This is a genomic window from Pedobacter sp. 05T44 (assembly GCF_056395985.1).
This window is the reverse complement of record NZ_JBFTKO010000001.1, coordinates 617066-641786: the sequence shown is the minus strand read 5'-3', so window position 1 is coordinate 641786 and position 24721 is coordinate 617066. Positions and strand designations below refer to the sequence as shown.

The window sequence follows — 24721 nt, the reverse complement described above, 5'->3', positions numbered from 1 at the left end:
GTCAAAAATAGTATTTCAAATTGAGAATTAAGGCATGTGATGTATTTATCTAATCAAGGTAAGCGATCCGGTAACTGGTTTCATGCCATTTTTCAGATCGATGATGTAGTAATAAACACCAACAGGAACATCCTCATTTCTGTACTTCCCATCCCAGGGCTTTTCATAGCCGGTACTTTCAAAGATGAGGGTTCCATAACGATTCATGACTTTTACCACAGGGGCATCCAGAGCATCTATAGCGGTGATATTCCACGCATCATTAATATTGTCGCCATTTGGACTAAAAGCATTTGGAACTGTAAGTCCGTTATAGACCTTAACAAATACCGTGTCCAGAGCGGTTACACAGCCCATAGTCGATTCTGCGTGCAGGATATAGTCTGTATCCTCTTTAGGCGATACCCTGGGAGTAAGGGAATTTTTATCATCAATATCAGTATTCGGTGTCCAGAAATACCTTACTCCATCTCCTGACACACTTCCGTTTAGTTTGACATCATATCCACTTAATATTTTTTTATCAGGACCCGCATCAGCAGCTGGTACTTTGTTAACAATTACATTTACCTGGGCCTCCCTGTAACACGTACCACTTTTTACTTGAACTGTATATAATGTAGTTACAGTTGGCGAAGCGATGGGATTCGCAACATTTGGATCTGAAAGCCCAATTGTCGGCGACCAGGAGTAGCTTGTACCCCCTGAAGCATTCAGTTGTACACTAGTTCCCTCACAAATCTGGGGTGCCGGATTGTCTACAACCGGAATTGGTGGAGGAATAACGTTCACATTTATTGCGGAAGTAACCTCACATCCCAGACTTTTTACGGTAAGGGTATAGGAGCCAGACATACTTGCTGTAGCATCTAGAATTACAGGCGATTTTTCTGTCGAAAATAAAGTTCCATTGGGCCTTCGCCATTCGTAGGTACCGTCTGTACTTACATCAAACATTATGGCATCTCCTATACATACAGGCCCATTGCTTATTGCGTTTACCATTGGGGGCGAGTTTACTTTAACGGTTAAGATAGGGGATACTGTTCGGCAATTAGGAGAATTAAAATTTCCTGGTTCAGCTGCAGTTAATCTGTAATTGTACAATCCAGGAATCGCATTAGTAAATGACTCATTATAACTTGAAGGATTTGTAGCCCCGGGAATATCAGCCCAGCTGCCACCATTGTCTTTTTGCCACTGGTACCGGAGGGTTCCCGAACCCACTGTTTGAGCCGACAGATTTAAGGTTGTGGTGGTCCCTTCACAAATATCTTGAACTCGATTAAAACTAGTGCCTATTCCAGCTTTAATATCTGGTCCGCAGGCTCTGAATGTGATGTCATCTATCACGATATCATTTCCACCAGCATCATTTACATTAAAAACATTATTGATCATTCTGATTTTCACGCGTGTTGAAGTTGTGGTTTGAAAAATGAACCCATATTGCCTCCAATTACGGTCTTGATCCGGAATGTCACCAGTGTTATAACTACCTAATTCTATATCATTCATATCTAATACTACAAATGTGATATTTGGCTTTAAGCCGGAATAGTCAAGCATGTTCAGTAGCCATGCAGCAAATTCGTATTTGGTATTTGGACAGAGATTAATCTGTACATCTGATTCATAAAAAATACCAGGATTGCGGTCTGCATTTACAACCATCATATAGCCGTCTACATCATCAGGGGTATGATTGGTTACTGCATACCAATTCCTGTTCATGCCAATAGTTGTTTTTGCAATAGTATAGGTGCCGTCCCGTACATTTCTGTCGCTTACATAGGTATAACTGCTAAAGCCAGGATCGGGGCCAGCATCCGCACTTCCTCTTCCAAAATCTATGTTCACTACCGGATCTCCTAAAGAGCCGGTACATACCTGTGCCTTCACCTTTGCAGCACTAAAGGTGAGCAGTAAAAACAATGCGGTAAGTTTTGTATATCCCCAGGTCAATACAGTTATTTAAGCTAATACAATATACTGCTTATTCTCTGTATTTTAAACAGCCTTGCTATACCTAATGTACCCGTCTGAATCTTACTTATGCCGTCTACCATAATAACATAGAAGACAAATTATAATGGGCTAAAATTATTGTTTTAGTTAAGTGCCTTATTGTTAGTTGTTTGAGGTGTTTTTTTAACGAAAGAGCACAAGAATGGACGTATTGCTAAAAACCGTCTTAAATACCGTAAAGTAACATTTTTTATCTAAAGCAACCGTTTGTGTTGAATTATTGATATATCTAACTTATTTGGTTTTCCTATCATTTGCATATGTAATGAATTGTGAATGAATATGTCTTTATAGTTAAATTATTTCCAATATTGTTTAAGACTTATATCTTGATATGAGGACTATGTATAATCTTATTTGGTTAATGCAAACGGTTGCGTTGTTAAAGATTGTTAAATGACATTTCAATAACACTAGATTAGGGCTATCAACTAAAACAGCAATAATATTTTTAGCACATAAAAGCTTGAGAATTAATTATTAACCATTAACCAGGATTTGATTTAGGGCATCAAACCAGAACAACAAATAACCATATATAATTTTAAACGAGGGAATTAGGTAAACCTCAATTAGCTATTTACAATAAATATAGCCGGGGAATTCCTATGCCTTAATTGTATTAACAAACTAACTTAAACTAACAACTAACCAACCCATGAAAAATCAAGTCACCTAACTGCAATTGGTGAATATGGCTATCCAGGAATAGTCCAGCCACTTAACAGATTGAAAGAAAATCGCTCTTCATTGAATTCAACTATTTGATTTTAAACTAAAAAAATGTTTATGAATAATTTTTACAAGAAGCAACTCTTGACCTGCCTGTTGCTACTGTTTTCTGTAATTGCATTCGCACAAAAAAAGATTAGCGGAACAGTTAAAGGATCAGACGACGGTGGTCCTCTTCCAGGAGTGTCCGTTACATTAAAAGGAACCTCTAAGGGGGTTAGTACAGATGGAAATGGAAAATTTACAATTGATGCACCTGCAGATGGTGTTCTTCATTTTTCATATATAGGATATAATGCCAAGGATGTAAACATTGCCGGGCAAACTGAGGTCAATGTTCAATTGGCTCCTTCTGCAAATGCGCTTAAAGATGTAGTCGTAATTGGATACCAGGAAGTATCAAGGAAAAAAACTACTGCAGCAGTATCTACAGTAAAAGCTAAAGACATTGAAAATTTACCATCTCCAACATTTGATAAACTCTTGCAAGGTAGGGTGGCGGGACTAAATGTTCAGGCATTCTCAGGTGAGCCCGGTGGTACACCAACATTTGTTGTACGTGGTAATTCATCAATCGGAAGAGCAGTAAATGCAGCACRTGCCTTAAGCAGCCCATTATTTGTGATAGATGGAATTCCTATTTCAAGTGAGGATGTAACCTCATTTGGAGATTTAACAGGAACCAACTTCATTGCAGGAATAAATCCTAATGATATAGAATCCATTGATGTTTTAAAAGATGCTGCAGCCGCATCAATCTATGGATCAAGAGGTGCAAACGGAGTAGTAGTTGTTAAAACTAAGCGTGGTAAGTCTGGTAAACCTGAGATTAATGTAAGTGCGTATACCGGTGTTTCTAAACAAGGTGAGATGCAAGAGTACATCACAGGTGCTCAGGAGCGCAGGTATAAAATGGATTATTTGAACAAGTACGCCAGCCATGAGCAACAGGGGCTATATCCTATGATACTAACCGATAGTTTAAATCCTGCATTTAATAATGCGAACGATTGGCAGGGAATATTTTATCGCACAGGTATCATTCAAAATTATGATGCTTCTGCATCTGGTGGCTCAGAGACTATGAATTATCGCTTTAGTGGTAACTACTACAACGAGGGTGGTATTATTAAAGGAACAGGTTTTAAACGTTATACCATGTCGGGATCAATGGGAGTTAAGCTTTCAGAGCGTCTTAAACTTGATGCATTATTTAGATTGTCGAGGGGAGACCGCGCCAGAGGACGTGGACAAGCACCTTGGGAAAACCCTCTTCCAATAAATGCAGGGACGTTTCCAACTTCACTGTTATATATAAGTGATGTGGATATGCAAAACTTTACAGGTGTGCTGGATCAGGTTAAGGATAAGAATATCAATGATGATATTACGTCTAGTATAACACTAAATTACGATATCAGTAAAAAGTTTCATTTTCAAACACAAGGATCGTTGCAATCAAGCAAAGGCGGCAGAGACATCTTTAGGCCAAGTATTTTGGATGCGGAGGGTAATTTTTATGCTCAATCGTCTAGATCGAACTTTGATAACTTTAATATAGACAACCTTCTTTCGTATACTACTTCGGTGAATAATGACCACCACATTACCGTACTGGGTGGAAATACGATAAACTACCTGACAAGAGAATATACAGGGATTGGGGGGATTGGAAAAGGGAATAATGTAATTTCTACTGTTCAGGGTATTAATGAATATGCGTATAGTGATCCATACGGTAATATGATAACGGGGTCTAAACGCGAAGCTTCAGGAATGCTGTCGTTTTTCGGAAGAGCAAGTTATGATTATAAAGATAAGTATCTCTTCTCTGTTAGTTTCCGTGCCGATGCCTCATCTCGTTTTGGTAAGAATTACAGGTGGGCCCACTTTCCTTCTGTTTCGGCAGGTTGGGTAATATCTGACGAGCCGTTTATGAAATCAGCAGAGAATTGGGTGTCATTACTGAAAATAAGAGGTAGTTATGGTGTTTCAGGTAACTTACCGGCCGATTACTATGCGCCATTTAACTCATACATTACCGGAAATGGTGGTGCAGGGTATCAAGGCTCTGCCGCTACAAATACCTACAATGGTGTAAACTCGGTAACTTATAATCCCGGATCTATTACACAAGATAATTTAACATGGGAAAGATCAATCCAATCGAATATTGGTATTGATGCAGAATTATTTAAAAGCAGATTAAACATATCTGTTGATGCTTATAACCGTGGTACATCAGACCTTATTTTCGATTTGATTATGCCGGTTACCAGCGGGTATGATAAAGTTAGAACTAATGCTGTTGATGTTAGGAATTTAGGGGTTGATTTAAATGTTACAGGAAGAGTATTCAGTCCTGAGAGCAAATTTCAATGGAATCCAAGATTGGTAATGTCATTCAACAAAAATCAAATCATGTCGTTGCCTAATGGTAATAGAGACATTATGGTTACAGATGGTAATACAGGTACTACTTTTATACTTACAAAAGGGCGTCCTATTTATGAATATTTCCTGGTTAAATCGGCAGGGGTATATACAGATAAAAATGAAATCCCTTTTGATCCGCGCACTGGAGATCTGATTACTTATTGGAACGGATCGCAGACTGCAAAACCTGGCTCATACAGATGGATAGATCAAAACTTTGACTATGATGTATGGGATCATTTTGATAAAGTAAGGGTTGGTAATCCGAATCCAAGAATTACAGGTGGTTTAAGCAATACCTTTACTTATAAAAATTTCTCTCTTGAAGTTTTTACAACCTTCTTATTAGGCAGAGAGGTGTATAACACTTATATCTCAAGTTTACTTGATCAATATAAACAACTTGGAAGCTTCCCAAACACTGGGCTTATCAATCTGGATAAATTGCCTATATGGCGTAAACCGGGCGATAAGGCTACCTACGCCGACTTAAATCCTTACGGTGATTATTATTATCAGTTTAATAATTTCTCTTCAGCCTATATGGAAGATGGATCTTATGCGAAAATTAAATACATCAATTTAGCTTATAATGTTCCGACCAAGTTGCTGGAAAAATTAAAAATGAAACGCTTGCAGGTTTATACCATCATAGATAATGTTTACTCTTTCCAGAAATCAACATTACCGGATGTTGAAGCAGTGAATGAGCTGGGAATATATACAGGAGATAGTTATCCGGTACCTAGAAAATTCACCTTTGGTATTCAGGCATCTTTTTAAGCGGCTTTAAATAAATAATTAATAATTAGAACATAGATCATGATTTTATCAAAATATAGAGCATTAAGTATTTTTCTTTTAGGAGGAATGCTTTGCACAGGACTATTTTCCTGCAAAAAATTATTAGACTTAAAACCTGAAGGTTCGGTATATGAAGGAGTGTATTGGAAAACTCAGGATGATGCAACTTCTGGCTTAATGGGGGCCTATTCCTTATTGCGTAAGTCGCTTACTCTTGGCGGACAAGGTATGTCAAATTTTGTGTTTGGCGATTTTACCGCGGGAGTTTTTACCGAGGGAGGTGATTATGCATTAAATTTCCTTGTTAAAGGAGACCAGTATTATGGAACAGGATTAAATGTTAATGATTTTAGAGGTGATTATCTGGATGATTTCCAAACCTGGACTCCCTTTTATAAAACAATAACACAAGCAAATACCGTAATCGAAAAAGTAGGTAAAATGCCTGATAATGTATTTAAGACACCTGCTGATAAAAGGAAGATTATTGGAGAGGCTTATTTTATTCGTGCCTACACCTATTTTTATATGGTTCGTATATGGGGAGATTTGCCGTTGGTACTTCAGTTTGACCCGGATCCTGTATCGTCTAAGAATATTGCGCGTACCTCAGAGGTTACAGTTTTAGATTCTTGTGTTGTGGACATGAATAAAGCAGTTAAACTTTTAAATTGGAAAACCAGTAACGAGGAGATAGTAAGGGCTGATAAAGGTGCTGCTTTTGCGCTAATGGCTCATTTAAATAGATGGAAGTATTTTGTAACTAAAGATGCTGACCAAGGATTATTAAATAATGCGGTTGCAGCAATAGATTCTATAACCGCTTCTGGGAAGTACATGCTGGAGCCAGCTTCAAATTTTGCCAGATTATTTAAAGGTAAATCATCAGAAGGCATCTTTGAGATCAATACAAGTTTCGGTCAGGGCGAGTATCAGGAAAGCGGTTTTTATAATTATACCCTAGGCATTCCTTACATACCAGGACAGTCTAAATCAACCATTTTTGATAGGGAGATGGTTAATGCAATTTTTGCTGATGATTCGGATGCGAGATATAACTATTATTTCGACAGGTCTAAACCTGAAGATATGATTCTCACAAAATACATTGGTAAAAACAAACAGAATTTAACTTTTAAAGATCCTAATGCCCAGACAGGTGCGGTAATAGATTGTAATATCAGCATTTTCCGATTAGCAGAAATGTTGTTGTTAAGGGCAGAGTGTAATGCATTACTAAATAAAGATGGTCAGGCACTCACAGATTTAAATGAAGTTAAAAGAAGGTCTAATCTTGAGAATTATGCCGGAAGTGGAGAAGATCTTAGATATGAAATATTTGATGAGACTTTCCGCGAATTGTTTTGTGAAGGCCATACCTGGTACGATATGGTGCGAAACAAGATGGTGGTTGACTATCTTGATGCTAGTCGCTTCCCTCAATCAAGATACGATGAGGAAGGTTGGAAATGGCCTATTAACAGAGGATTATTTGTTGATAATAAACAATTGACACAAAATAAATACTGGATCGGAAAATTAAGATAACCTGGTCACTTAAATTAAATATCATGAAAATTAAATTATCATACATTTTAACTCTAGTCGCTTTTTGTGTTGCATTTACCGCCTGTAAAAAGAACGACTATATCATCGGAGGCGATTTACATGATCCACATGTAAATATGACGACTTATGATTTTCTTAAAACCAAACCTCTATTTGATACCCTGGTAGTTCTTATTGATAAGGCTGGATTGAAAGATGAAATCAACGGGAATAATACCTTTTTTGCTCCTACAGATTATTCAATTAAAGCACTTCTGGCAAGAAGAACACTAATTATTCAACAGAAGTATCAGGATGAGAATATCAAGTATACGTTGGATAGTTTGCCTGTTCCGGAGCTAAGAGATTCACTAAGATCTCATCTTTTTACCGGTAAGATTAATCGTGAGCAGCTTTCTTTAGAAAATAAAGTTTTCAAGAGTCTGTCTGGCGAGGATTTTTCTATTTTACTAAAACAAGTTGATAGCTATACCGGGCTTGTAACCACTAGACCACAGTATCTTTATCTAACCAAGATCAGGAATGGTCTGGACCCGAATCCAATTCCTGATGATTATCTGGATGAGGACAGGGATATAATAGAGCTGGTTCAGACCTCAGGGATTTTGACTACCAACGGGGTACTCCACGTATTAAATAATACCCACAAATTTTACTGGTAAATCTTTTACTCAATTAAATTGAACGAAATGAAAATTATAAGATATGCACTAATACTAATTGTATGCGCAAGTTTAGCCTGGGTGGGTTGTAAAAAGATCCCTGTAGGTTTTATTGGAGAAACAATGTATTATAAAGACAGCCCCTTTTCAATTGAACAGGGTAATGTAAAAGTAGTAACAAGCTCACTAAATTTAGATGGGTCAACGCTTCCTGTTTTAGTTAAGTTACTGGAAGTAAGAAAAAAAGGAACAAGCCAAAAAGCTGAGGAATTTTATGCAGAACATGAGGTTTATGTTTACAAACAGCCAATTGATCCGGACGTAGATACTACCATTGCGCAGGTAAATGCGAAAAGAGAGAAGAAAATGCTGCCTCCTTTTGAGTTTTTGCCTAGCGGACAATTTCTGTTTAATGCAGGAACCGCATTTTTGCCAGCAAGATCTGAATATGAATTTGACGTAGAGGTAAGTAATGAGAGCGGGACAAAGGTGTTTAAAAACATTGGCGAAATTCATTTTAGAGATCCGGAATTGTTTAAGCCTTATGCAATAGCAGCAAGCTGGTTTAATGATAATGGAGTTGCGACTGACAATGGCGCATTGTCTGCTAATCCAGAAATGATCATTGAAAAAATCAGTGACCAGGGTACAAATGCAATTGTAAAGATTGTGGATCAAAATGGAGTTCCATTTAACCCTAAGACAGGAGAGATCATCAAAAGAGGAGATAGGCCGACGTTTGAATCTTATGCGAAATTTAACCCTGTAACGTATACAGATACTTCGATGGTTTGTAATTTTGAGATTACGCCTTTCCCGATAAAGAGAATTAGCGGATATGGAGATTTTCTAATGTACTACAGAATACCAAGTAAGTTTGCGTCGTTAACTACATTCCCGGCAAATCATCCTCCTGGAACCACATTTAGTATCAATCCAAGATTTGGATTCCAGATTAAGCAACTGGGTACCTATTTAATAACCATTAAATTAAATGGCGTAATACACAAATAATAGGTTGTATCAAAAGCAAAACCCGGCATACTTAATATATCGTTTATATGTTAAGTATGCCGGGTTTTTTATATCGTTTTAAGGAATGCTATGGTATCAACATTATCTGCATAATCCCATAGTTTTGGAACCTGACTTTCTCCGAATGATAATACAGCGGTTTTTAGTTCAAAAGGGATGTTACTTACTACACATTGAATATTTTCTTCTTCTGCCCTTAGCTTAGTTGCAACATCATCGATGTTTTTATAACGCTCATAATACAATACAGCTAATGGCGATKACATTCCTGAATCTTCTTTTAACAATAGGAAACCGTTATCGTAGTGCTCAGCCATATTTACCAGGTAAATAGATTTGTTATAATCGTAATTGTTGTTGTATTTGAAATGATTAATAATTTCTTTGAAATGTTCTATTGGTTCAAAGAACTCTTTGATACTATAATCCTCCGGGATAAATAGTTTAGAAACATTTCTGCAACCTAACCCAAAGTAATCAAATACATCATGACCAAGTGATGCGATTTCAGAAGGCTTTTCTTGTCCGTTTAAGACTGCAACACTATTCCTGTTTTTTCGAATGATATTTGGGACCTTACCAAAATAAAAATCAAAATATCTTGAAGTGTTATTACTGCCGGTAGCAATCACAGCATCAAAATCTTTTAAACGTTCAACATAAACAATATGATCTGCCAGTTGAGGCTCAATAATAATTAGCTGAGCGAGTAGGGCAGGCAGCAATTTATCGTCAGATGATGAGAGCTTAATAAGCGCTATGTTTCCGGTTGCCAAAACAGATAATACATCATGAAAACCTACAAGAGGGATGTTTCCTGCCAATATTAGTCCAACTTTTTTAGGGTTTTTATTAATCGTAATATTTCTGAACCAGGTTTCCAGATCTTGTTGGTTAAGCATTTTATGCAAAGCATTTAATGATCTTTCAACCTCATCTATAGTAAACCAGGCATTGCTGTTTTGAGCCGCTAAAATCAGGTTTTTGAATCCCTGATCGGGATTGGCTATATAGTCACTAAGTTTTTTTAAAGCAATAATTAGTTTTTCCGTAGTAAGGATTGGCATATTTCCAACAATTTTAAAGTTTAAGTGTTATATTTGCAATGCAAAGGTAACCCTTAGCAATAGATTTACACGAAGACATGGCTATTAAAATAACAGACGAATGTATTAACTGCGGAGCATGTGAGCCTGAATGCCCAAATAATGCAATTTACGATGCAGGCACTGCCTGGAGATTTTCTGATGGTACTAACTTAAATGGTATTATCGACTTTGGCGACAAACAAATAGATGCTGAAGCTGCACAGGATGCAGCCTCTGATGAGGTCTATTATATTGTTTCAGATAAGTGTACAGAATGTAAAGGCTTTCATGATGAACCTCAATGTGCTGCGGTTTGTCCGGTAGATTGCTGCGTTGATGACGAGGATGTTCGCGAAACAGAAGAAGAATTATTGGCTAAAAAAGCTTGGTTACACCAAGAGAACTAGTTTTAGCTTTTATAATCAAATTTATACAGGACACCCAAAGGGTGTCCTTTTTTATTTAAGCTTTTTCTTCATACTTGTTTGGAACAATTAAAACGGGACATGCAGATTTTCTAGCTACGTGCTCAGCAACACTTCCCATTAAAAAATGATATAAACCTGTTCGGCCGTAAGTACCAATTACAATAAGATCAGAACCGTACTCATCAGATTGCTGTATAATCCCGTGCGCAGCACTATCAACCACGCTTAAATAGGTGGTAGCTATGCCATGACTAAATTTAGTTTCAATTTCTTTTAATAATAAATGACTGTTTTCTTCACTGTTGTCGTAAGTTTCCAGAAAAACAGGGGCCAGTGTTAAGTCAGGGCTGATGTTCGCAGGCACGGGTTCTATAATGTTGACAAGTGCAACCTCTGCGCCAAACGTCTTCGCTACTTCATAACCAACTTTTGCTGCTTTTTCTGAACAAGTACTATTATCAACAGCAATTAAAATTTTTTTGAGGTTCATCGTCTTATAGATTAAGGTTTATACTATAAAAATAACAAAATAACTGTGCAAAAGTTTACATTTATACCATTGATTTTATGCTATGGAACAATACTATGGAATATGTAGGGTGGCAGTTGCACCCTTAAGATCTGAACCATCAGACAGAGCTGAAATTGCATCTCAATTGCTTTTTGGAGATCATGTGGAGATACTGCAACGAAATGAAAAGTGGTGGCAAGTACGCAATGCTTTCGATGGATATGAGGGTTGGTTAGACTTTAAGCAGTTAACAGAAGTATCGTTAGAAGAGTTCGTAAGTAATCATAGTTGCAAATACCTGGCCCCGGCCGAAATAGGGAATGTAATAACAGATGAGCAGGGCAGTAAATATTATATCTCTCCAGGTAGTAATCTTCCTTCGTTTAATAATGGTTATTGCAGTATAGGCACTGAAAAGTACAAGGTTTTATTTAGTCCAACAGTAGTTCCTCCTTCGGACCAAATCGATGTTATAAATACGGCACTTTTCTTTCAAAACGTTCCTTATTTATGGGGGGGCAAAAATTTGTTTGGAATGGATTGTTCCGGATTTGTGCAGATCGTTTTTAAACTAAACGGGATACAGTTAAACAGAGATGCATGGCAGCAGGCAGAACAAGGTACCACAGTTGATTTTTTGCCTGAAGTTAAACCAGGGGATGTAGCTTTCTTCGATAATGAAGATGGTCGCATTATTCATGTTGGTATTATGTTAAATGCAACTGATATAATTCACGCTTCAGGTAAAGTCAGGATAGATCCAATGGATAATCAGGGTATTTACAATGCTGAATTAGGAAGATATTCTCATAAGCTTAGAATCATTAAGCGATTAACTTAACGATTCTAAGTTAAGCTCGATCAATTTAACCCTTTTCTACTATACATTTAGGGTTGTGGGATACGGGGAAATTGCAAGAATTAGCAATAAAGCACATCTTGTTTGCCTGTTCGTGTAATGAATTCGCTTTTTCTATGTGGTCCTCATTGTTAATTACCACCACAGGGTTTAAAATAACTTCGGTAAAATGACCGCTTCCACTAGGTTCTTCGGCCATTTTTCCTACGGCATTGTCGGTATAATCCAATACTATGATCTCATTTTGAGAGCATAGATGTAAAAACCAAAGCATGTGGCATGATGATAATGATGAAACCAACAAATCTTCTGGATTGTGTTTGGTTTTATCCCCTAAAAATGCCGAATCTGATGATCCCTGGATATCCGCTTTATGGTCTATTGATATGATATAACTTCTTTCGTAAGACCGGTAGTCCATTGTTCCTGAACCTTTATTACCTGTCCATGTTAAACTMGTTTGATATAGATGTTCTTTGGCCATAACTTATACTTAGTAGCCTCCAATTTAAACAAACTTTCCTTAAAAAAATAGTATACTTTAAGAATTAAACTCCCAAACCATTACCTGTCGGTCATCGCCTGTAGAGATCAGGTATTTACCATCTGAACTCCAGATGAGTTTGTTAATAGAATGGAAATGGCCCTCCGTATTTTTTTCTAAACTAAGGATCTTATATAGTTTGAAATCATTGGCTCCCCATAGCTTAATGCTCTTGTCCTGACTGCAGGTAGCAAAATAAGGCTGAGTAGGGTGGAAGGCGATAGTGTATACACTGAACATATGTGCTGCTATGTTATTTGCCAATTCATAGTTTGGTAAGTTCCATACCTTTAATTGTGCATCACGGCCACCCGAAATTAAAGATGCTCCATTCGGAGCATATTGCAATGAAGTGATTGGGAGTTTATGACTGCTCAACTCAATCTTTAAGCTATAATCCAAAGAATTGTAAACTCTGATAATTCCATCTTTACAACCAAAAGCAACTTCTTCTTCTGAATTGCTTATCGCAATGGTACGAACTGTATTGTGTAAAACAGGGAAATTATATAGCAATGAGAAATCACTGAGCGACCATACAGCCACTGTTCCATCTTCTCCGGTACTTAAAAGTTCGTTTTTATAAGCAATGGTTTTTAGATCGAATACTCCCTTTTGGTGATGACTTAAAGTAGCAATGGTTTTCTCAAGCTTTATGTCAAATACAAGAATTAACCCACTTCTTTGTGCTATAAAGAGTAAATCTTTATAACTATGTAAAGCATATACGGAGCTTTGTACGGGCACCAGAACCTTAACAAAGGTCATTGTTTTTAATGACCATTCTACTACGCCTTTATCATTGCCTGCGCTAAAGAAGAAGCCTTCTTTTGCAGCAGGACTTGCAAGTGCATAAATTGGGTTTTGATGACCGCTAAGTGTATGTAAGTGCTTTAACATATAATTATTTGCTATGTCGACCTTTTAGATTTAAGCCGATATCTGCCAGGGTTTTGCCCTTTTCTCTAAGTAAAACCAATAAATGAAAGATCAGGTCGGAGCTTTCGTTAACGAAATCCACATCAGTTTCGGCCAGTGCAGCTATAACAGTTTCAACACCTTCTTCACCAACTTTTTGTGCAATTTTATTGAGCCCTTTTGAACGAAGCTTATTTACATAAGATTCTTCAGAAGGGTTTTCATAGCGATCGGCAATGATCTGTTCCAGCTCAAATATAAAGTTCTGGTTGTAGTCAGTTTTAAAGCAGCTACGAGAACCTGTATGGCAAGTAGGACCTACCGGCGTAGCTTTTATTAAAATTGTATCATTATCGCAATCTATATGCGTTTCCTTTACAAAAAGAAAGTTTCCGCTTTCCTCACCTTTAGTCCATAGTCTGTTTTTACTGCGCGAAAAGAAAGTAACTTTTCCCTCTGCAAGTGTTTTATCCCATGCTTCCTGGTTCATATAACCCAGCATTAAAACTTCCAGGGTTTGTACATCCTGTATAATTACAGGTACCAAACCCTGTGTTTTTTCAAAATCTATGTTCATATCGTTTTTAACTCTTTACACGATCTCGTCATGCTGAATTTATCTCAGCATCCCGGCCATGTTATTTATCTTTCTCTTGCGGGATCCTAAAATAAATTCAGGATGACGGCCGCTTTAGTTACAAGATTTTGCTACAACCTTACCGGTATATTGTGTTTTTTTAATTCGCTTTTTAAATAGGGGATAGGAATCTCACCAAAGTGAAAAACCGAGGCTGCCAAAGCAGCATCAACACCTGTCTCTAAAAATACCTCCGTAAAGTGTTCAACCTTCCCTGCGCCACCCGAGGCAATTACAGGGATGTTGATAGATCGTGCTATTTTATCAAGTAATAAGCAATCAAAGCCATTTTTAGTACCGTCGTGATCCATTGAAGTCAATAGAATTTCACCTGCTCCCAAACTTTCAGCCTTAAGAATCCAGTCTTCTGTTTCCAGTTCAGTAATCAACCGTCCGCCATTAAGGTGAACCATATTTTTGCCATCTACCAGTTTAGTGTCAACAGCCACCACTACAAACTGAACACCAAATGCTTTAGCTAAATCCTCAATTAACGAGGGGTTTCTGACTGCCGCAGAGTTAATGCTGATCTTGTCAGCACCGGAATTCAATAGTGCTTCAGCGTCAGCAATGGTAGTTATACCCCCACCTATGGTAAACGGGATATTTAGCTGACGGGCTACCGACTTCACCATTTCTATCGTGGTACCACGTCTTTCATGAGTTGCGGTAATGTCTAAAAACACCAGTTCATCAGCTCCTTGCTGCGCATACTGCCAGGCAAGTTCAACCGGATCCCCGGCATCTTTAAGGTCAACAAAATTTACACCTTTAACCGTGCGCCCATCTTTAACATCAAGGCATGGAATAATACGTTTGCTTAACATCGGTTAAAGAGAGGTCATTTGCTTCAGATTCCATTGCTTAATTTCATCAATAGAAATCCTGTTTTCATATATTGCCTTGCCAACAACTACTGAACGGATATCCAGGTTTGCCAGTTCTTCAATGTCGGCCATTGAACTGATACCACCCGATGCAATCAGTTTTATAAACGGAGAGTGCTCCAATAGTTTTTTATACAAATCTACGGCTGCGCCACCTAGTTTGCCATCTTTGTTGATATCTGTACATAGGAACCTGAAAAAGCCAAGTTGTAAGCACTTGTCAACATAATCCATTAGCTTAATTGGTGAACTTTCCATCCAGCCTGAGTATTTAATTACTTCGTCTAATACGTCAATAGCAATAACAATACGGTTGGCATAGTCATATTTTTTGCCTACTTCAGCACTAAGATCTTTTAAGAAATCAGGGTTGGTAATGGCCTGTGTGCCAACAATAACACGATGAATACCTGCGTCAAGCAAATCTGTAACTTGCTTAATTGTGCGGATACCACCTCCATACTGAACACGCATGTCGGTTTTCCTAATGATGTCAAAAAGCGCTGCCTGGTTACTGAAATCTCCTTTTGCTCCATTTAGATCAATAATATGTATGAATTCTGTACCATTAGACCGGTAAGTGTCTATCATTTCAGCGATGGAAACATCATATACTGTTTTTTGGTTATAATCACCTTCTCTAAGGCGAACTACCTTACCATCTAGAATATCAATTGCGGGAATTATGTACATTTTACTGTTTTAAGTTTGAAAAATTCTTTAATAAACGCTCTCCGGCGATACCAGATTTCTCTGGATGAAATTGTACGCCATAGAAATTATCCTTTTGCACTGCTGCAGAAAATGGTTTTCCATAATTTGCAGTCGCGATATCAAAAGTAGGGTTATATTCAATAAAGTACGAATGCACAAAGTAAAATTGTGTCAGATTTTCAACACCTTCAAACAAGGAATTGTTTTTATGATCTATATTATTCCAACCCATGTGCGGGATTTTAATCCCTTGATTCTTATCGAATAGTTTTGTTTTAACAGGTACTATATTCATCATGTCGGCATTTCCTTCTTCCGAATGTTCGGTAAGTAATTGCATGCCCACGCAGATGCCAAGTACCGGTTTTTTTAATGCCTTTATTGGCTCAACAAGCCCTGTTTGCTCCAGTTTGTTCATTGCTGCTCCGGCATGTCCCACACCTGGAATAATGATGTGGGTGTATTTGTCCAGGTCAGTTTCTGTGTTTACCATTCCGAAGGGTATAGCTAACCTTTCCAATGCAGAAGTAAGGGAAAAGATGTTGCCGGCGCCGTAGTTTACTATTCCAATCATTATTCAATTCTTTATTTCTCGTTCCCATCATCTCTCCTAAAGTCGAGATGACGGCTATCTAATTACAATACTCCCTTAGTGCTGGGTAAAACCAGCTTTTCAGCATCACGTTTAATGGCCATTTTAATTGCCTTGGCAAAGGCTTTAAATATAGCTTCAATTTTATGATGCTCGTTTTCGCCTTCAGCTTTAATGTTCAGGTTGCATTTTGCCGCATCACTAAATGATTTAAAGAAGTGATAAAACATTTCCGTAGGCATATCGCCAACCATTTCACGTTTAAAATCTGCTTCCCAAACAATCCAGTTACGCCCGCCAAAGTCTATTGCTGCCTGAGCTAAACAATCGTCCATAGGCAAGCAGAAACCATAGCGCTCAAGACCAAGTTTGTTACCTATAGCCTTGGCAAAAGCTTCTCCAAGTGCAATACCAGTATCCTCAATAGTATGGTGCTCATCTATATGCAAATCGCCATTGGTCTTGATTCGTAAATCAATACTTCCGTGACGCGCAATCTGGTCAAGCATATGGTTAAAGAAATTTAAGCCTGTATCGATATCAGCTTTGCCAGTTCCATCCAGATCAATGCCAATGCTAATCTTTGTTTCATTGGTATTGCGTTCATGAGTAATTGTTCTTGTTCCAGCCTTAAGCATGGTATAGATATCCACCCAATTTTGGGTTCTTAAAGCAATATACTCGGTTAAATGCTCCGCCTTTTCAAGCTTTTCATTAGCGCCAAGCTGGTCATTATTACAGATCCATATGGCTTTTGCACCAAGGTTTTTAGCCAGGATAACGTCGTTTATACGGTCGCCAACTACAAATGAATTGTCCAGATCATAGGCCTCGGTAAAATAATGTTGCAATAGTCCTGTATTGGGTTTGCGTGTTATTGCATTCTGGTGGGCAAAGGTTTTGTCGATAATTACCTCACTAAATTCTACGCCTTCACCGGCAAAAGTATCCATAATGAAATTATGTACCGGCCAGAAGTGCTCCTCAGGATGAGAATCTGTGCCTAAACCATCCTGATTAGTAACCATTACCAGCTCATATTCCAGCTCTGCTGCAATTTTTGAAAGATAGTATAGTGCTTTAGGGTAAAATTCTAATTTGGCAAATGAATCAATCTGCTCATCCGCGGGTTCTTTAATGAGTGTACCATCACGGTCTATAAATAATACTTTCTTCATTATAGTGTTTTTAGGGCTTTTAAGAGGATTTCGTTTTCTTGGGTGGTTCCGATAGTGATGCGCAGGCATCCTTCGCACAATGATACTTTAGATCGGTCTCTGATGATGATACCTTGGTCTACCAGGGCGTTGTATGTATTTAACGCATCATCAACCTGTATTAGTATAAAATTAGCATCAGATGGATATACCTTTTTTACCATGGCCAATTCAGCCAGATCTGTACTTAATTTATCTCTTTCTTCGACAGTAATTTTAATCCAGTCATTTACCTGTTCTATATTCTCCAAAGCTTTCAAAGCAATATCCTGTGTGGCCTGGTTTATATTATACGGAGGTTTAACTTTATTCAGCACATCTATAACCGGACGGGCGGCAAAAGCCATACCCAAACGCAGGGCTGCCAAACCCCAGGCTTTAGAGAAAGTTTGCAATACCACAAGGTTCGGATACTCCGTTAATTCTTTAATAAATGTGCGCTGTTTTGCGTAGTTAATGTATGCCTCATCTATCACAACCAAACCATTGAAATTAGCCAGTACGGTTTCAATATCTGTGCGGATAATTGAGTTTCCGGTAGGGTTATTTGGAGAGCAGATAAAGATCAGTTTAGTGTGCTCATCAATAGCCTCTGCAATGCCCTCAAGATCCAGCTGAAAGCTAGGTAGTAAATCGACTTTACGTATTTCAACATTGTTGATGTTTGCTGAAACTTCATACATGCCGTAAGTAGGAGGAAGGATGATGATGTTATCTATCCCCGGCTCACAAAAAKCTCTGAAAAGAAGATCTATTGCCTCGTCGCTTCCATTTCCAAGAAAGGTATTTTCAATTGGAACTCCTTTGATTTTGCTGATTGCATCTTTAAGATCAAGCTGTAAAGGATCAGGGTAGCGGTTGTAATTCTGATCTAATGGAGAGCCATAGCTGTTCTCATTGGCATCCAAAAATATGCTGGCCTGCCCTTTATATTCATCCCTCGCCGTAGAATAGGGGCGAAGGTTTTTAATGTTTTCTCTTTGTAATTTATTAATATCCATGTTAACGGGATTAATTTTTGGGCTTGTTAAACTATGTCTTTCAATCTAATACTTACCGCATTTCTGTGCGCCCTTAAGCCTTCCGCTTCTGCGAGTACCTCAACAGTGTTACCAATATTTTCTAAACCCTTAGGGCTGATGTGCTGGAAGGTAATCTTCTTTACAAACGAATCAAGTGAAACACCTGAATAAGCTTTTGCAAAGCCGCTTGTAGGCAAAGTGTGGTTAGTGCCCGAAGCATAATCTCCTGCGCTTTCCGGAGTTAAATTACCCAAAAATACAGATCCTGCGTTAGCTATCAGCGGTATAAGTGGTTCAAAATGGTCTGTGGAAAGGATCAGATGCTCTGGGGCATACGTGTTGCTAAATTCCATACCTTGTTCCAGATCTTTTACCAGTACAGCATACGAATTTGCTATTGCAAGGGCAGTTACGTCTTTTCGTGGAAGTTCTTTTAGTTGAATTTCAACTTGTTCAAGTGTTTTAGTTATGATTTCGTTTGAGGTAGAGACCAGTATGGTCTGACTATCAGCTCCATGCTCTGCTTGTGCAAGTAAGTCGGAAGCAACGTATGACGGATTGGCAGTCTCATCTGTAAGCACTAGGACCTCCGAAGGACCAGCAGGCATATCAATTGCAGTCATGGTTGTCGACTGTATCAGCTGTTTTGCCTGTGTTACATAACGGTTACCTGGGCCAAAAATCTTGTATACCTTAGGTACGCTTTCTGTTCCGTAAGCCATTGCGGCAACCGCCTGTGCACCTCCCACCAGATAGATCTTTTCAATTCCCAATTTCAAAGCGCAATAGGCCAGATAACAATTTGTTTTTCCGTCTTTTTGAGGAGGGGAACATACCACAATCTCTTTGCATCCCGCAAGTATAGCCGGTATTCCAAGCATCAAAAAAGTACTTGGTAAAACAGCAGATCCACCAGGGATATAAAGGCCTACACGGTCGATAGCCCTCGCTTCGCGCCAGCAGGTTACACCTGGCATTGTCTCTATCTTTTCTTCTTTATTGGCCTGAGCCGCATGAAAGGTTCGGATGTTTTGGTAGGCTGTATCAATAGCTGCTTTTGCAGCTGCAGGAATAGATGCGGCTATCTCTTCAATCTCTTTTTTTCCGATGAACAGCTGTGTTAATTCAACCTGGTCAAACTGTTTTGCAAAGCTAAACAAAGCCTTGTCTCCGTCGGTTTTAACAGCATCCACTATGCCTTTTACACGGTCTTGTATTGTAGCGTCGTCTTCCAGCTGCCTTAAACAGATCGATTCAATCTCTTGTTTAGATAAATCCTTATAACTGTAGATTTTCAAGTTGTTATATTTTAAGTTTAACTATTAGTTAATGATAAAATAGGCGTTTTTCTATTGTGATCTTATGATTAAGCAATGATTTTTTCAATAGGCATAACAACAATTCCTTGTGCGCCGGCTGCTTTAAGACTATTGATCTTTTCCCAGAAATCATGCTCTGCAATTACCGAATGTACAGCAACCCAGTCCTCATCAAACAATGGAACTACAGTCGGGCTTTTTACACCAGGCAAAAGATCTACAACTTTTTTAAGGTTAGACTTAGCCACATTCAGCACAACATATTTGGTCTCTTTTGCACGCAGTACCGAACGGATCCTTTGCAACAATTCCTGAACTTCAGGTAATAATTCTGAGCCTTCTTTTCCAATCAATATAGCCTCAGATTTCATCACTTCTGAGAATGGCTTCAAGCCATTACTTTYTAATGTTCCACCAGTTGAAACGATATCGCAAATCGCGTCGCTTAATCCTAAACCCGGACCAATTTCTACAGATCCGGATATGGTACGAACCTCAGCATTTACATGATTATCTTTAAGGTATTTTTCAAGGATTACAGGGTAAGAAGTTGCAATGGCTTTTCCTTCTAATTGTGCAATTTCTGTAATGTGACTTTCGTTAGGGATTGCGATTTTAAGTGTGCATTTACCGAAGCCTAATTTTTGAAGATAAGTAACTTCAGAGCCAGACTCTACAATTACGTTTTCGCCAACTATGCCCAGATCGGCAATTCCGTCCTGTACATATTCCGGAATATCGTCATCTCTTAAGAAKAGGATTTCCAATGGGAAATTTGTAACAGTTGAAATTAATGAGCTTTTGTAGTTTTCGAAAGATAGACCACAATTTTTAAGGATTTCTACTGATTTTTCGTTTAATCTACCCGATTTCTGGATAGCGATTTTAAGTGTTTTCAAATGTGCTTTTGATTATTATTGAATTGAACAAGAAAATAAGGTCGGAAACAAGTTTTGAAGTACAAAACATTACATATACATCGCCAATTGGCGATGGTGCAAATGTAAATGATGGTTCAAAATTGTGTTCATAATATTATTTAAGTTCCTTATCAACAATGGCTAGCATCCTGAGGAGATGCAAATATATAGATTGAAATCGCAATTCCAAATAAAATTTGGTTTAAAATTAATATGTAACTGCTGTACAAAATAAAAATGGAGCCGAAACTGCCTCAGACTTGATAGTGAGTTAAGTGTGGCGAAGCTTTGACAGGGCCTTGCTAGGGTGTTTATAGAGCGATTGGCCTTATCAAGGCCCTAAAAACCATCAGCAGCTAGAGCCCTTTCTTATTAACCGATTGTAATTTTCTCAATACGGGGATATTTTCTGATTTGAGTATTCAGATAATAGTTAACTTTAGAGAAGTTGTTTATATGTTAGACTATACCAAATATAACGAACGTGAATTGATCCGGCTATTTAAGTCTGGAGATGATGCGGCGTTTAGGGAAATCTACATGAGGTACGATAAGCCCCTTTATCTCTATGCCTATCACAAACTTGGTAATAAAGAAGAATCCAGAGATATAGTGCAGGATGTTTTTGCATGGATGTTAAACAATCGTGAAACGCTCGATTTAAAAACCACCCTTTCTGGTTATCTCTATAAATCTGTTCTTAATAAGATTTTCAATGTTTTTAGACATAAAGATGTTTTACGCCGATATGCAGACGAAGGAAACCATTATATAGATGTTGATAGTGAAGAAACCGATTTTCTGATAAGAGAAAAGGATATCACTGCAATGATAGAAAAAGAAATAGCGGCAATGCCACCAGGAATGCGAAAGGTTTATGAGTTACGAAGCAAACAATATATGTCTGCAAAAGATATATCTGAACATTTAGGTGTTGCGGAATCAACAGTAAATACCCAGCTGAAAAGGGCAATGAAGCACTTGAAGCTAAAATTAGGACTTGTTATTTACTTGATTTTTATCATTAACTCCTGATTTGTAAAAATAATTTCAGACGCTGTCCCCATTTGGTGTTCCTGAGTTGTCTATGTCAACAATGAGCAGAATCCCAAATTCAAATCAGCGGATATTCTAAAGAGCCAATGGAAAAGAAAGATATTAAAAAAGTTTTGGATAAGGTGAGTGCTGGTACAGCTACTCCTGCGGAAGAACAAACTGCTAAATACTGGCTGCATTATTTTTCTAAAGATAATATTCCAGTACTTTCTGAAGATGAGCTGAATCAGGAAACTGAAGCGATTTACAAATCGCTGATGGAACAGAAGGCACCTGCAAAAGTAAAACGCTTATGGTATCCGGCTGTTGCCGCTGCATGCTTGTTAGTTGTAATTGGTGGTGGTTTGTTTTATTACAATCAGCAAATCAGTCCAGAGCCTAAGGCCTCTATAGTAGCAAACACCATTAATGATGTGGCACCCGCTCAAAATACGGCTACTTTAACCCTTGCAAACGGGAAAAAGATAATTTTATCTGATGCGCCAACAGGTCTGATCGCTGAACAAACAAATGTATCTATTTTCAAAACTGCAGACGGGAAATTGGCCTATAAAGCTAAACCTTTAAAGGATGATGAACAGAAAACAGCCATAGAGAATTCTGAATTAAATAGTATAACTACCGCAAGAGGGCAACAATATCAGGTGGCTTTACCCGACGGTTCAAAGATCTGGTTAAATGCCGCTTCTACACTTACATTTCCTGCAACTTTTACCTCACTTAAACAGCGTAAAGTCGAACTTGTGGGTGAGGCTTATTTTGAAGTTGCGAAAGATAAAATCCATCCTTTTATTGTGAAAACAGATAAACAAGAGGTTGAGGTGTTGGGTACCCATTTCAACGTAAATTCTTATAGCGATGAGGATGCAACCAGAACTACATTATTAGAAGGATCTGTTAAAGTGTCGAACCATAATGAACATAAGATTTTACAGCCTGGTCAGGAATCGTTGTTAGCCAAAAATAACCTAAGTGTTCGTAAGGCAGACACAGAGGGGGCTGTAGCCTGGAAAAATGGAGATTTTATATTTAATAACGAAGATTTTGGCAGCATTCTGCGTCAGGTTGCCCGATGGTATAATGTTGAAATTGTTGACAATGGAAATCATAAAAACCTCCATTTAAGCGGTACAGTATCTCGTTCAAAAAATATTTCGGTTGTTTTAAAAGCATTAGAAGTAACGGGTAAGGTTAAATTTAAAATAGACGGAAACAGAGTTATAGTTACAGAGTAGATGAGATTGATATTCGCGTTTTTTTTGATCGTATTTCTGCATACCACAGTTAACGCGAACGCGCAAGGTATCACTCTGTCGCTAAAGGATACCGAATTGTCGACAGTTTTTAAGGAGATCAGAAAACAATGCAACTATGATTTTCTGTACGATAACTCTTTACTACAGGGCTTAAAAACAGTTAGTATAACTGTTAAAAATGCAGGTATTGATTTGGTTTTGAGTACCGTTTTTGAAGATCTACCTGTAACCTACATTATCGAAAATAAAATTGTAATGATTATTGCTAAGAATAAGAATGAAGTTTTGCCACCACAGAGTTTATATGCTATTTCCGGGGTAGTTAAAGATAAGAATGGAGAGACATTGCCGGGTGCCGGCATTTTACTTAGCGGATACCAGACAGGAACTGTGGCAGATAATGAAGGAAGGTTTGTGATTCGAAATTTAAAGGAAGGAAATTACAATGTGCTTGTTCAAATGATCGGGTATCTTCCAGCAAACCAAAACGTAACCATTATTAGTAAATCTGCCGATATAGAAATTAAGCTTCAGGAAAATATTAAACAGTTAAAAGAGGTCGTAATTACATTAGATCCGCATCGTGAAGAGCGCCTTAAGGCCTTTAAGGAAAGTTTCATTGGCACATCCCCAAATTCTAAAAAGTGCGAAATTACTAATCCGGAGGTAATACAATTTGATTATGATGATGAAAAGCACATATTGAAAGCAATAGCCGATGAATTTATTGTTGTAGAAAATAAAGCATTGGGGTACCGAATTAAATACCTGCTTAAATACTTTGAAGAAGATGAAGAAACAAAGATTGTCTTATTTTATGGCTATCCTTATTTTGAAGAAATCAAGGGCACAAGGTCAAAAATAAGAGCTTACCAGGAAAAAAGAAAAGTGGCCTACTTAGGTTCTCCTCAACATTTTTTCAGATCGTTATACAGTAACTCAATTGAGGAAGATGGCTTTATTATTAACAAACTGGTAAAGGCCCCAAATAAGAGTAAACGCCCGGATACACTAACTGAAGCGAAGATTAACTTCTTTTCTGATATCAGAGGGAAACAAATTAGCTTAAAGACCAGAAAAGATTCTTTGAGTTACTGGACCATGATGAAGAATAAGCCGGATACTTTAGAAGTGCTAACCAGAGGGAAGGTGTTAACAGATACTTTGGTTAAACAAAAATTAAGCAGCCTGAAAACCCTCAATTACAAAGATGCACTGTACATCGTTTTTAAAAAGGAGAGGGAAACAAGAAACTATGCGGATCATTCTGGTTACAAGATTGAAAGACCACCAGAATATTCGAGGTTTCAGATCTCATTGGTTTATCAATTAAAATCGTCCATCAATTTTTATGAGAACGGGGGCATTTATGATCCCGGATCTTTGCTCTATGAAGGTTTCTGGGGTTATGAAAAGGTTGCAGATATGGTGCCGATGGATTATATCTTACCAAAAACAAAAGACTAATTAACTTGGTATTCTGAATT

22 protein-coding genes are annotated in these 24721 nt (G+C 37.9%); 9 read left to right on the top strand and 13 right to left on the bottom strand.

Features of this window, described 5'->3' with window-relative positions; genetic code table 11:
* Positions 1 to 45: 45 nt before the first annotated feature.
* Complete coding sequence (locus AC1DDK_RS02615; RefSeq protein WP_337715640.1) at positions 46 to 1965, bottom strand: T9SS type B sorting domain-containing protein; 1920 nt, start codon at positions 1963 to 1965, stop codon at positions 46 to 48.
* An 852-nt stretch (positions 1966 to 2817) separates the two neighbouring features.
* Between AC1DDK_RS02615 and AC1DDK_RS02610 the strand changes: the two genes are divergently transcribed.
* From AC1DDK_RS02610 to AC1DDK_RS02595, 4 genes are read left to right on the top strand one after another with little or no spacing between them, the layout of a single operon-like run.
* Entirely contained in the window at positions 2818 to 5979 is a 3162-nt protein-coding gene (locus tag AC1DDK_RS02610; RefSeq protein WP_477633810.1) for a SusC/RagA family TonB-linked outer membrane protein, read from the top strand.
* 39 nt (positions 5980 to 6018) lie between these two features.
* Entirely contained in the window at positions 6019 to 7548 is a 1530-nt protein-coding gene (locus tag AC1DDK_RS02605; protein ID WP_172660708.1) for a RagB/SusD family nutrient uptake outer membrane protein, read from the top strand.
* 23 nt (positions 7549 to 7571) lie between these two features.
* On the top strand, positions 7572 to 8231 hold the full coding sequence (locus AC1DDK_RS02600) for a fasciclin domain-containing protein (protein ID WP_172660707.1): 660 nt from the start codon (positions 7572 to 7574) through the stop codon (positions 8229 to 8231).
* A 27-nt stretch (positions 8232 to 8258) separates the two neighbouring features.
* Positions 8259 to 9245 (top strand): DUF5007 domain-containing protein, encoded by a 987-nt coding sequence (locus tag AC1DDK_RS02595; protein ID WP_172660706.1) that lies wholly within the window; start codon positions 8259 to 8261, stop codon positions 9243 to 9245.
* A 68-nt stretch (positions 9246 to 9313) separates the two neighbouring features.
* On the opposite strand, the gene AC1DDK_RS02590 is transcribed toward AC1DDK_RS02595, so the two are convergent.
* Positions 9314 to 10333, bottom strand: a complete 1020-nt coding sequence (locus tag AC1DDK_RS02590; protein ID WP_477633809.1) for an acyl-CoA reductase — start codon at positions 10331 to 10333, stop codon at positions 9314 to 9316.
* A 77-nt stretch (positions 10334 to 10410) separates the two neighbouring features.
* On the opposite strand from AC1DDK_RS02590, the gene AC1DDK_RS02585 reads away from it, so the two are divergent.
* Positions 10411 to 10761, top strand: coding sequence for a 4Fe-4S dicluster domain-containing protein (locus tag AC1DDK_RS02585; protein WP_048904300.1), 351 nt, complete (start codon positions 10411 to 10413; stop codon positions 10759 to 10761).
* 55 nt (positions 10762 to 10816) lie between these two features.
* On the opposite strand, the gene AC1DDK_RS02580 is transcribed toward AC1DDK_RS02585, so the two are convergent.
* The gene (locus AC1DDK_RS02580; protein WP_172660704.1) at positions 10817 to 11272 is read right to left on the bottom strand and encodes a universal stress protein; all 456 of its coding nucleotides are present in this window, start codon (positions 11270 to 11272) and stop codon (positions 10817 to 10819) included.
* A gap of 82 nt (positions 11273 to 11354) precedes the next feature.
* On the opposite strand from AC1DDK_RS02580, the gene AC1DDK_RS02575 reads away from it, so the two are divergent.
* Positions 11355 to 12134: a C40 family peptidase gene (locus AC1DDK_RS02575; protein ID WP_337715638.1), complete on the top strand. Its 780-nt coding sequence runs from the start codon at positions 11355 to 11357 to the stop codon at positions 12132 to 12134.
* Positions 12135 to 12159: 25 nt separating this feature from the next.
* Here AC1DDK_RS02575 and AC1DDK_RS02570 read toward each other — a convergent pair whose 3' ends face one another.
* The 10 genes from AC1DDK_RS02570 to hisG form a co-directional block, all read right to left on the bottom strand.
* Positions 12160 to 12636 (bottom strand): OsmC family protein, encoded by a 477-nt coding sequence (locus AC1DDK_RS02570; protein WP_337715636.1) that lies wholly within the window; start codon positions 12634 to 12636, stop codon positions 12160 to 12162.
* A gap of 57 nt (positions 12637 to 12693) precedes the next feature.
* Positions 12694 to 13596: a WD40 repeat domain-containing protein gene (locus AC1DDK_RS02565; RefSeq protein WP_288880638.1), complete on the bottom strand. Its 903-nt coding sequence runs from the start codon at positions 13594 to 13596 to the stop codon at positions 12694 to 12696.
* A 4-nt stretch (positions 13597 to 13600) separates the two neighbouring features.
* Entirely contained in the window at positions 13601 to 14191 is a 591-nt protein-coding gene (hisIE, locus tag AC1DDK_RS02560; RefSeq protein WP_172660700.1) for a bifunctional phosphoribosyl-AMP cyclohydrolase/phosphoribosyl-ATP diphosphatase HisIE, read from the bottom strand.
* 131 nt (positions 14192 to 14322) lie between these two features.
* The gene (hisF, locus tag AC1DDK_RS02555; protein WP_172660699.1) at positions 14323 to 15078 is read right to left on the bottom strand and encodes an imidazole glycerol phosphate synthase subunit HisF; all 756 of its coding nucleotides are present in this window, start codon (positions 15076 to 15078) and stop codon (positions 14323 to 14325) included.
* Between the two features lie 3 nt (positions 15079 to 15081).
* Positions 15082 to 15831, bottom strand: coding sequence for a 1-(5-phosphoribosyl)-5-[(5-phosphoribosylamino)methylideneamino]imidazole-4-carboxamide isomerase (hisA, locus tag AC1DDK_RS02550; RefSeq protein ID WP_172660698.1), 750 nt, complete (start codon positions 15829 to 15831; stop codon positions 15082 to 15084).
* 1 nt (position 15832) lies between these two features.
* The gene (gene hisH, locus AC1DDK_RS02545; RefSeq protein ID WP_172660697.1) at positions 15833 to 16426 is read right to left on the bottom strand and encodes an imidazole glycerol phosphate synthase subunit HisH; all 594 of its coding nucleotides are present in this window, start codon (positions 16424 to 16426) and stop codon (positions 15833 to 15835) included.
* A gap of 62 nt (positions 16427 to 16488) precedes the next feature.
* Positions 16489 to 17622, bottom strand: coding sequence for a bifunctional histidinol-phosphatase/imidazoleglycerol-phosphate dehydratase HisB (hisB, locus tag AC1DDK_RS02540; protein ID WP_337715633.1), 1134 nt, complete (start codon positions 17620 to 17622; stop codon positions 16489 to 16491).
* Positions 17622 to 18662, bottom strand: coding sequence for a histidinol-phosphate transaminase (gene hisC, locus AC1DDK_RS02535; protein WP_477633808.1), 1041 nt, complete (start codon positions 18660 to 18662; stop codon positions 17622 to 17624). Before hisC ends, hisB begins: the two co-directional genes overlap by 1 nt.
* 26 nt (positions 18663 to 18688) lie before the next feature.
* Positions 18689 to 19981: a histidinol dehydrogenase gene (gene hisD, locus AC1DDK_RS02530; protein ID WP_288880646.1), complete on the bottom strand. Its 1293-nt coding sequence runs from the start codon at positions 19979 to 19981 to the stop codon at positions 18689 to 18691.
* 68 nt (positions 19982 to 20049) lie between these two features.
* Entirely contained in the window at positions 20050 to 20901 is an 852-nt protein-coding gene (gene hisG / locus AC1DDK_RS02525; RefSeq protein WP_477633807.1) for an ATP phosphoribosyltransferase, read from the bottom strand.
* A 477-nt stretch (positions 20902 to 21378) separates the two neighbouring features.
* Here hisG and AC1DDK_RS02520 point away from each other — a divergent pair, with 477 nt between their 5' ends.
* The 3 genes from AC1DDK_RS02520 (at position 21379) to AC1DDK_RS02510 (ending at position 24701) form a co-directional block, all read left to right on the top strand.
* Positions 21379 to 21957, top strand: coding sequence for an RNA polymerase sigma factor (locus AC1DDK_RS02520; protein WP_337715630.1), 579 nt, complete (start codon positions 21379 to 21381; stop codon positions 21955 to 21957).
* Positions 21958 to 22064: 107 nt separating this feature from the next.
* Positions 22065 to 23213, top strand: a complete 1149-nt coding sequence (locus AC1DDK_RS02515; RefSeq protein WP_337715628.1) for a FecR family protein — start codon at positions 22065 to 22067, stop codon at positions 23211 to 23213.
* Positions 23214 to 24701 (top strand): carboxypeptidase-like regulatory domain-containing protein, encoded by a 1488-nt coding sequence (locus AC1DDK_RS02510; RefSeq protein WP_172660690.1) that lies wholly within the window; start codon positions 23214 to 23216, stop codon positions 24699 to 24701. It abuts the gene before it with no gap.
* The last annotated feature ends 20 nt before the right edge of the window (positions 24702 to 24721 follow it).

Bases quoted from the DNA above. Each gene is read 5' to 3' on its own strand.
- AC1DDK_RS02605 (WP_172660708.1), top strand. From the start codon at position 6,019: ATGATTTTATCAAAATATAGAGCATTAAGTATTTTTCTTTTAGGAGGA.
- AC1DDK_RS02595 (WP_172660706.1), top strand. From the start codon at position 8,259: ATGAAAATTATAAGATATGCACTAATACTAATTGTATGCGCAAGTTTA.
- hisA (WP_172660698.1), bottom strand. From the start codon at position 15,831: ATGTACATAATTCCCGCAATTGATATTCTAGATGGTAAGGTAGTTCGC.
- AC1DDK_RS02510 (WP_172660690.1), top strand. From the start codon at position 23,214: ATGAGATTGATATTCGCGTTTTTTTTGATCGTATTTCTGCATACCACA.
- AC1DDK_RS02515 (WP_337715628.1), top strand. From the start codon at position 22,065: ATGGAAAAGAAAGATATTAAAAAAGTTTTGGATAAGGTGAGTGCTGGT.
- AC1DDK_RS02580 (WP_172660704.1), bottom strand. From the start codon at position 11,272: ATGAACCTCAAAAAAATTTTAATTGCTGTTGATAATAGTACTTGTTCA.
- hisIE (WP_172660700.1), bottom strand. From the start codon at position 14,191: ATGAACATAGATTTTGAAAAAACACAGGGTTTGGTACCTGTAATTATA.
- AC1DDK_RS02575 (WP_337715638.1), top strand. From the start codon at position 11,355: ATGGAACAATACTATGGAATATGTAGGGTGGCAGTTGCACCCTTAAGA.
- hisF (WP_172660699.1), bottom strand. From the start codon at position 15,078: ATGTTAAGCAAACGTATTATTCCATGCCTTGATGTTAAAGATGGGCGC.
- hisB (WP_337715633.1), bottom strand. From the start codon at position 17,622: ATGAAGAAAGTATTATTTATAGACCGTGATGGTACACTCATTAAAGAA.
- AC1DDK_RS02520 (WP_337715630.1), top strand. From the start codon at position 21,379: ATGTTAGACTATACCAAATATAACGAACGTGAATTGATCCGGCTATTT.
- AC1DDK_RS02600 (WP_172660707.1), top strand. From the start codon at position 7,572: ATGAAAATTAAATTATCATACATTTTAACTCTAGTCGCTTTTTGTGTT.
- AC1DDK_RS02565 (WP_288880638.1), bottom strand. From the start codon at position 13,596: ATGTTAAAGCACTTACATACACTTAGCGGTCATCAAAACCCAATTTAT.
- hisH (WP_172660697.1), bottom strand. From the start codon at position 16,426: ATGATTGGAATAGTAAACTACGGCGCCGGCAACATCTTTTCCCTTACT.
- AC1DDK_RS02585 (WP_048904300.1), top strand. From the start codon at position 10,411: ATGGCTATTAAAATAACAGACGAATGTATTAACTGCGGAGCATGTGAG.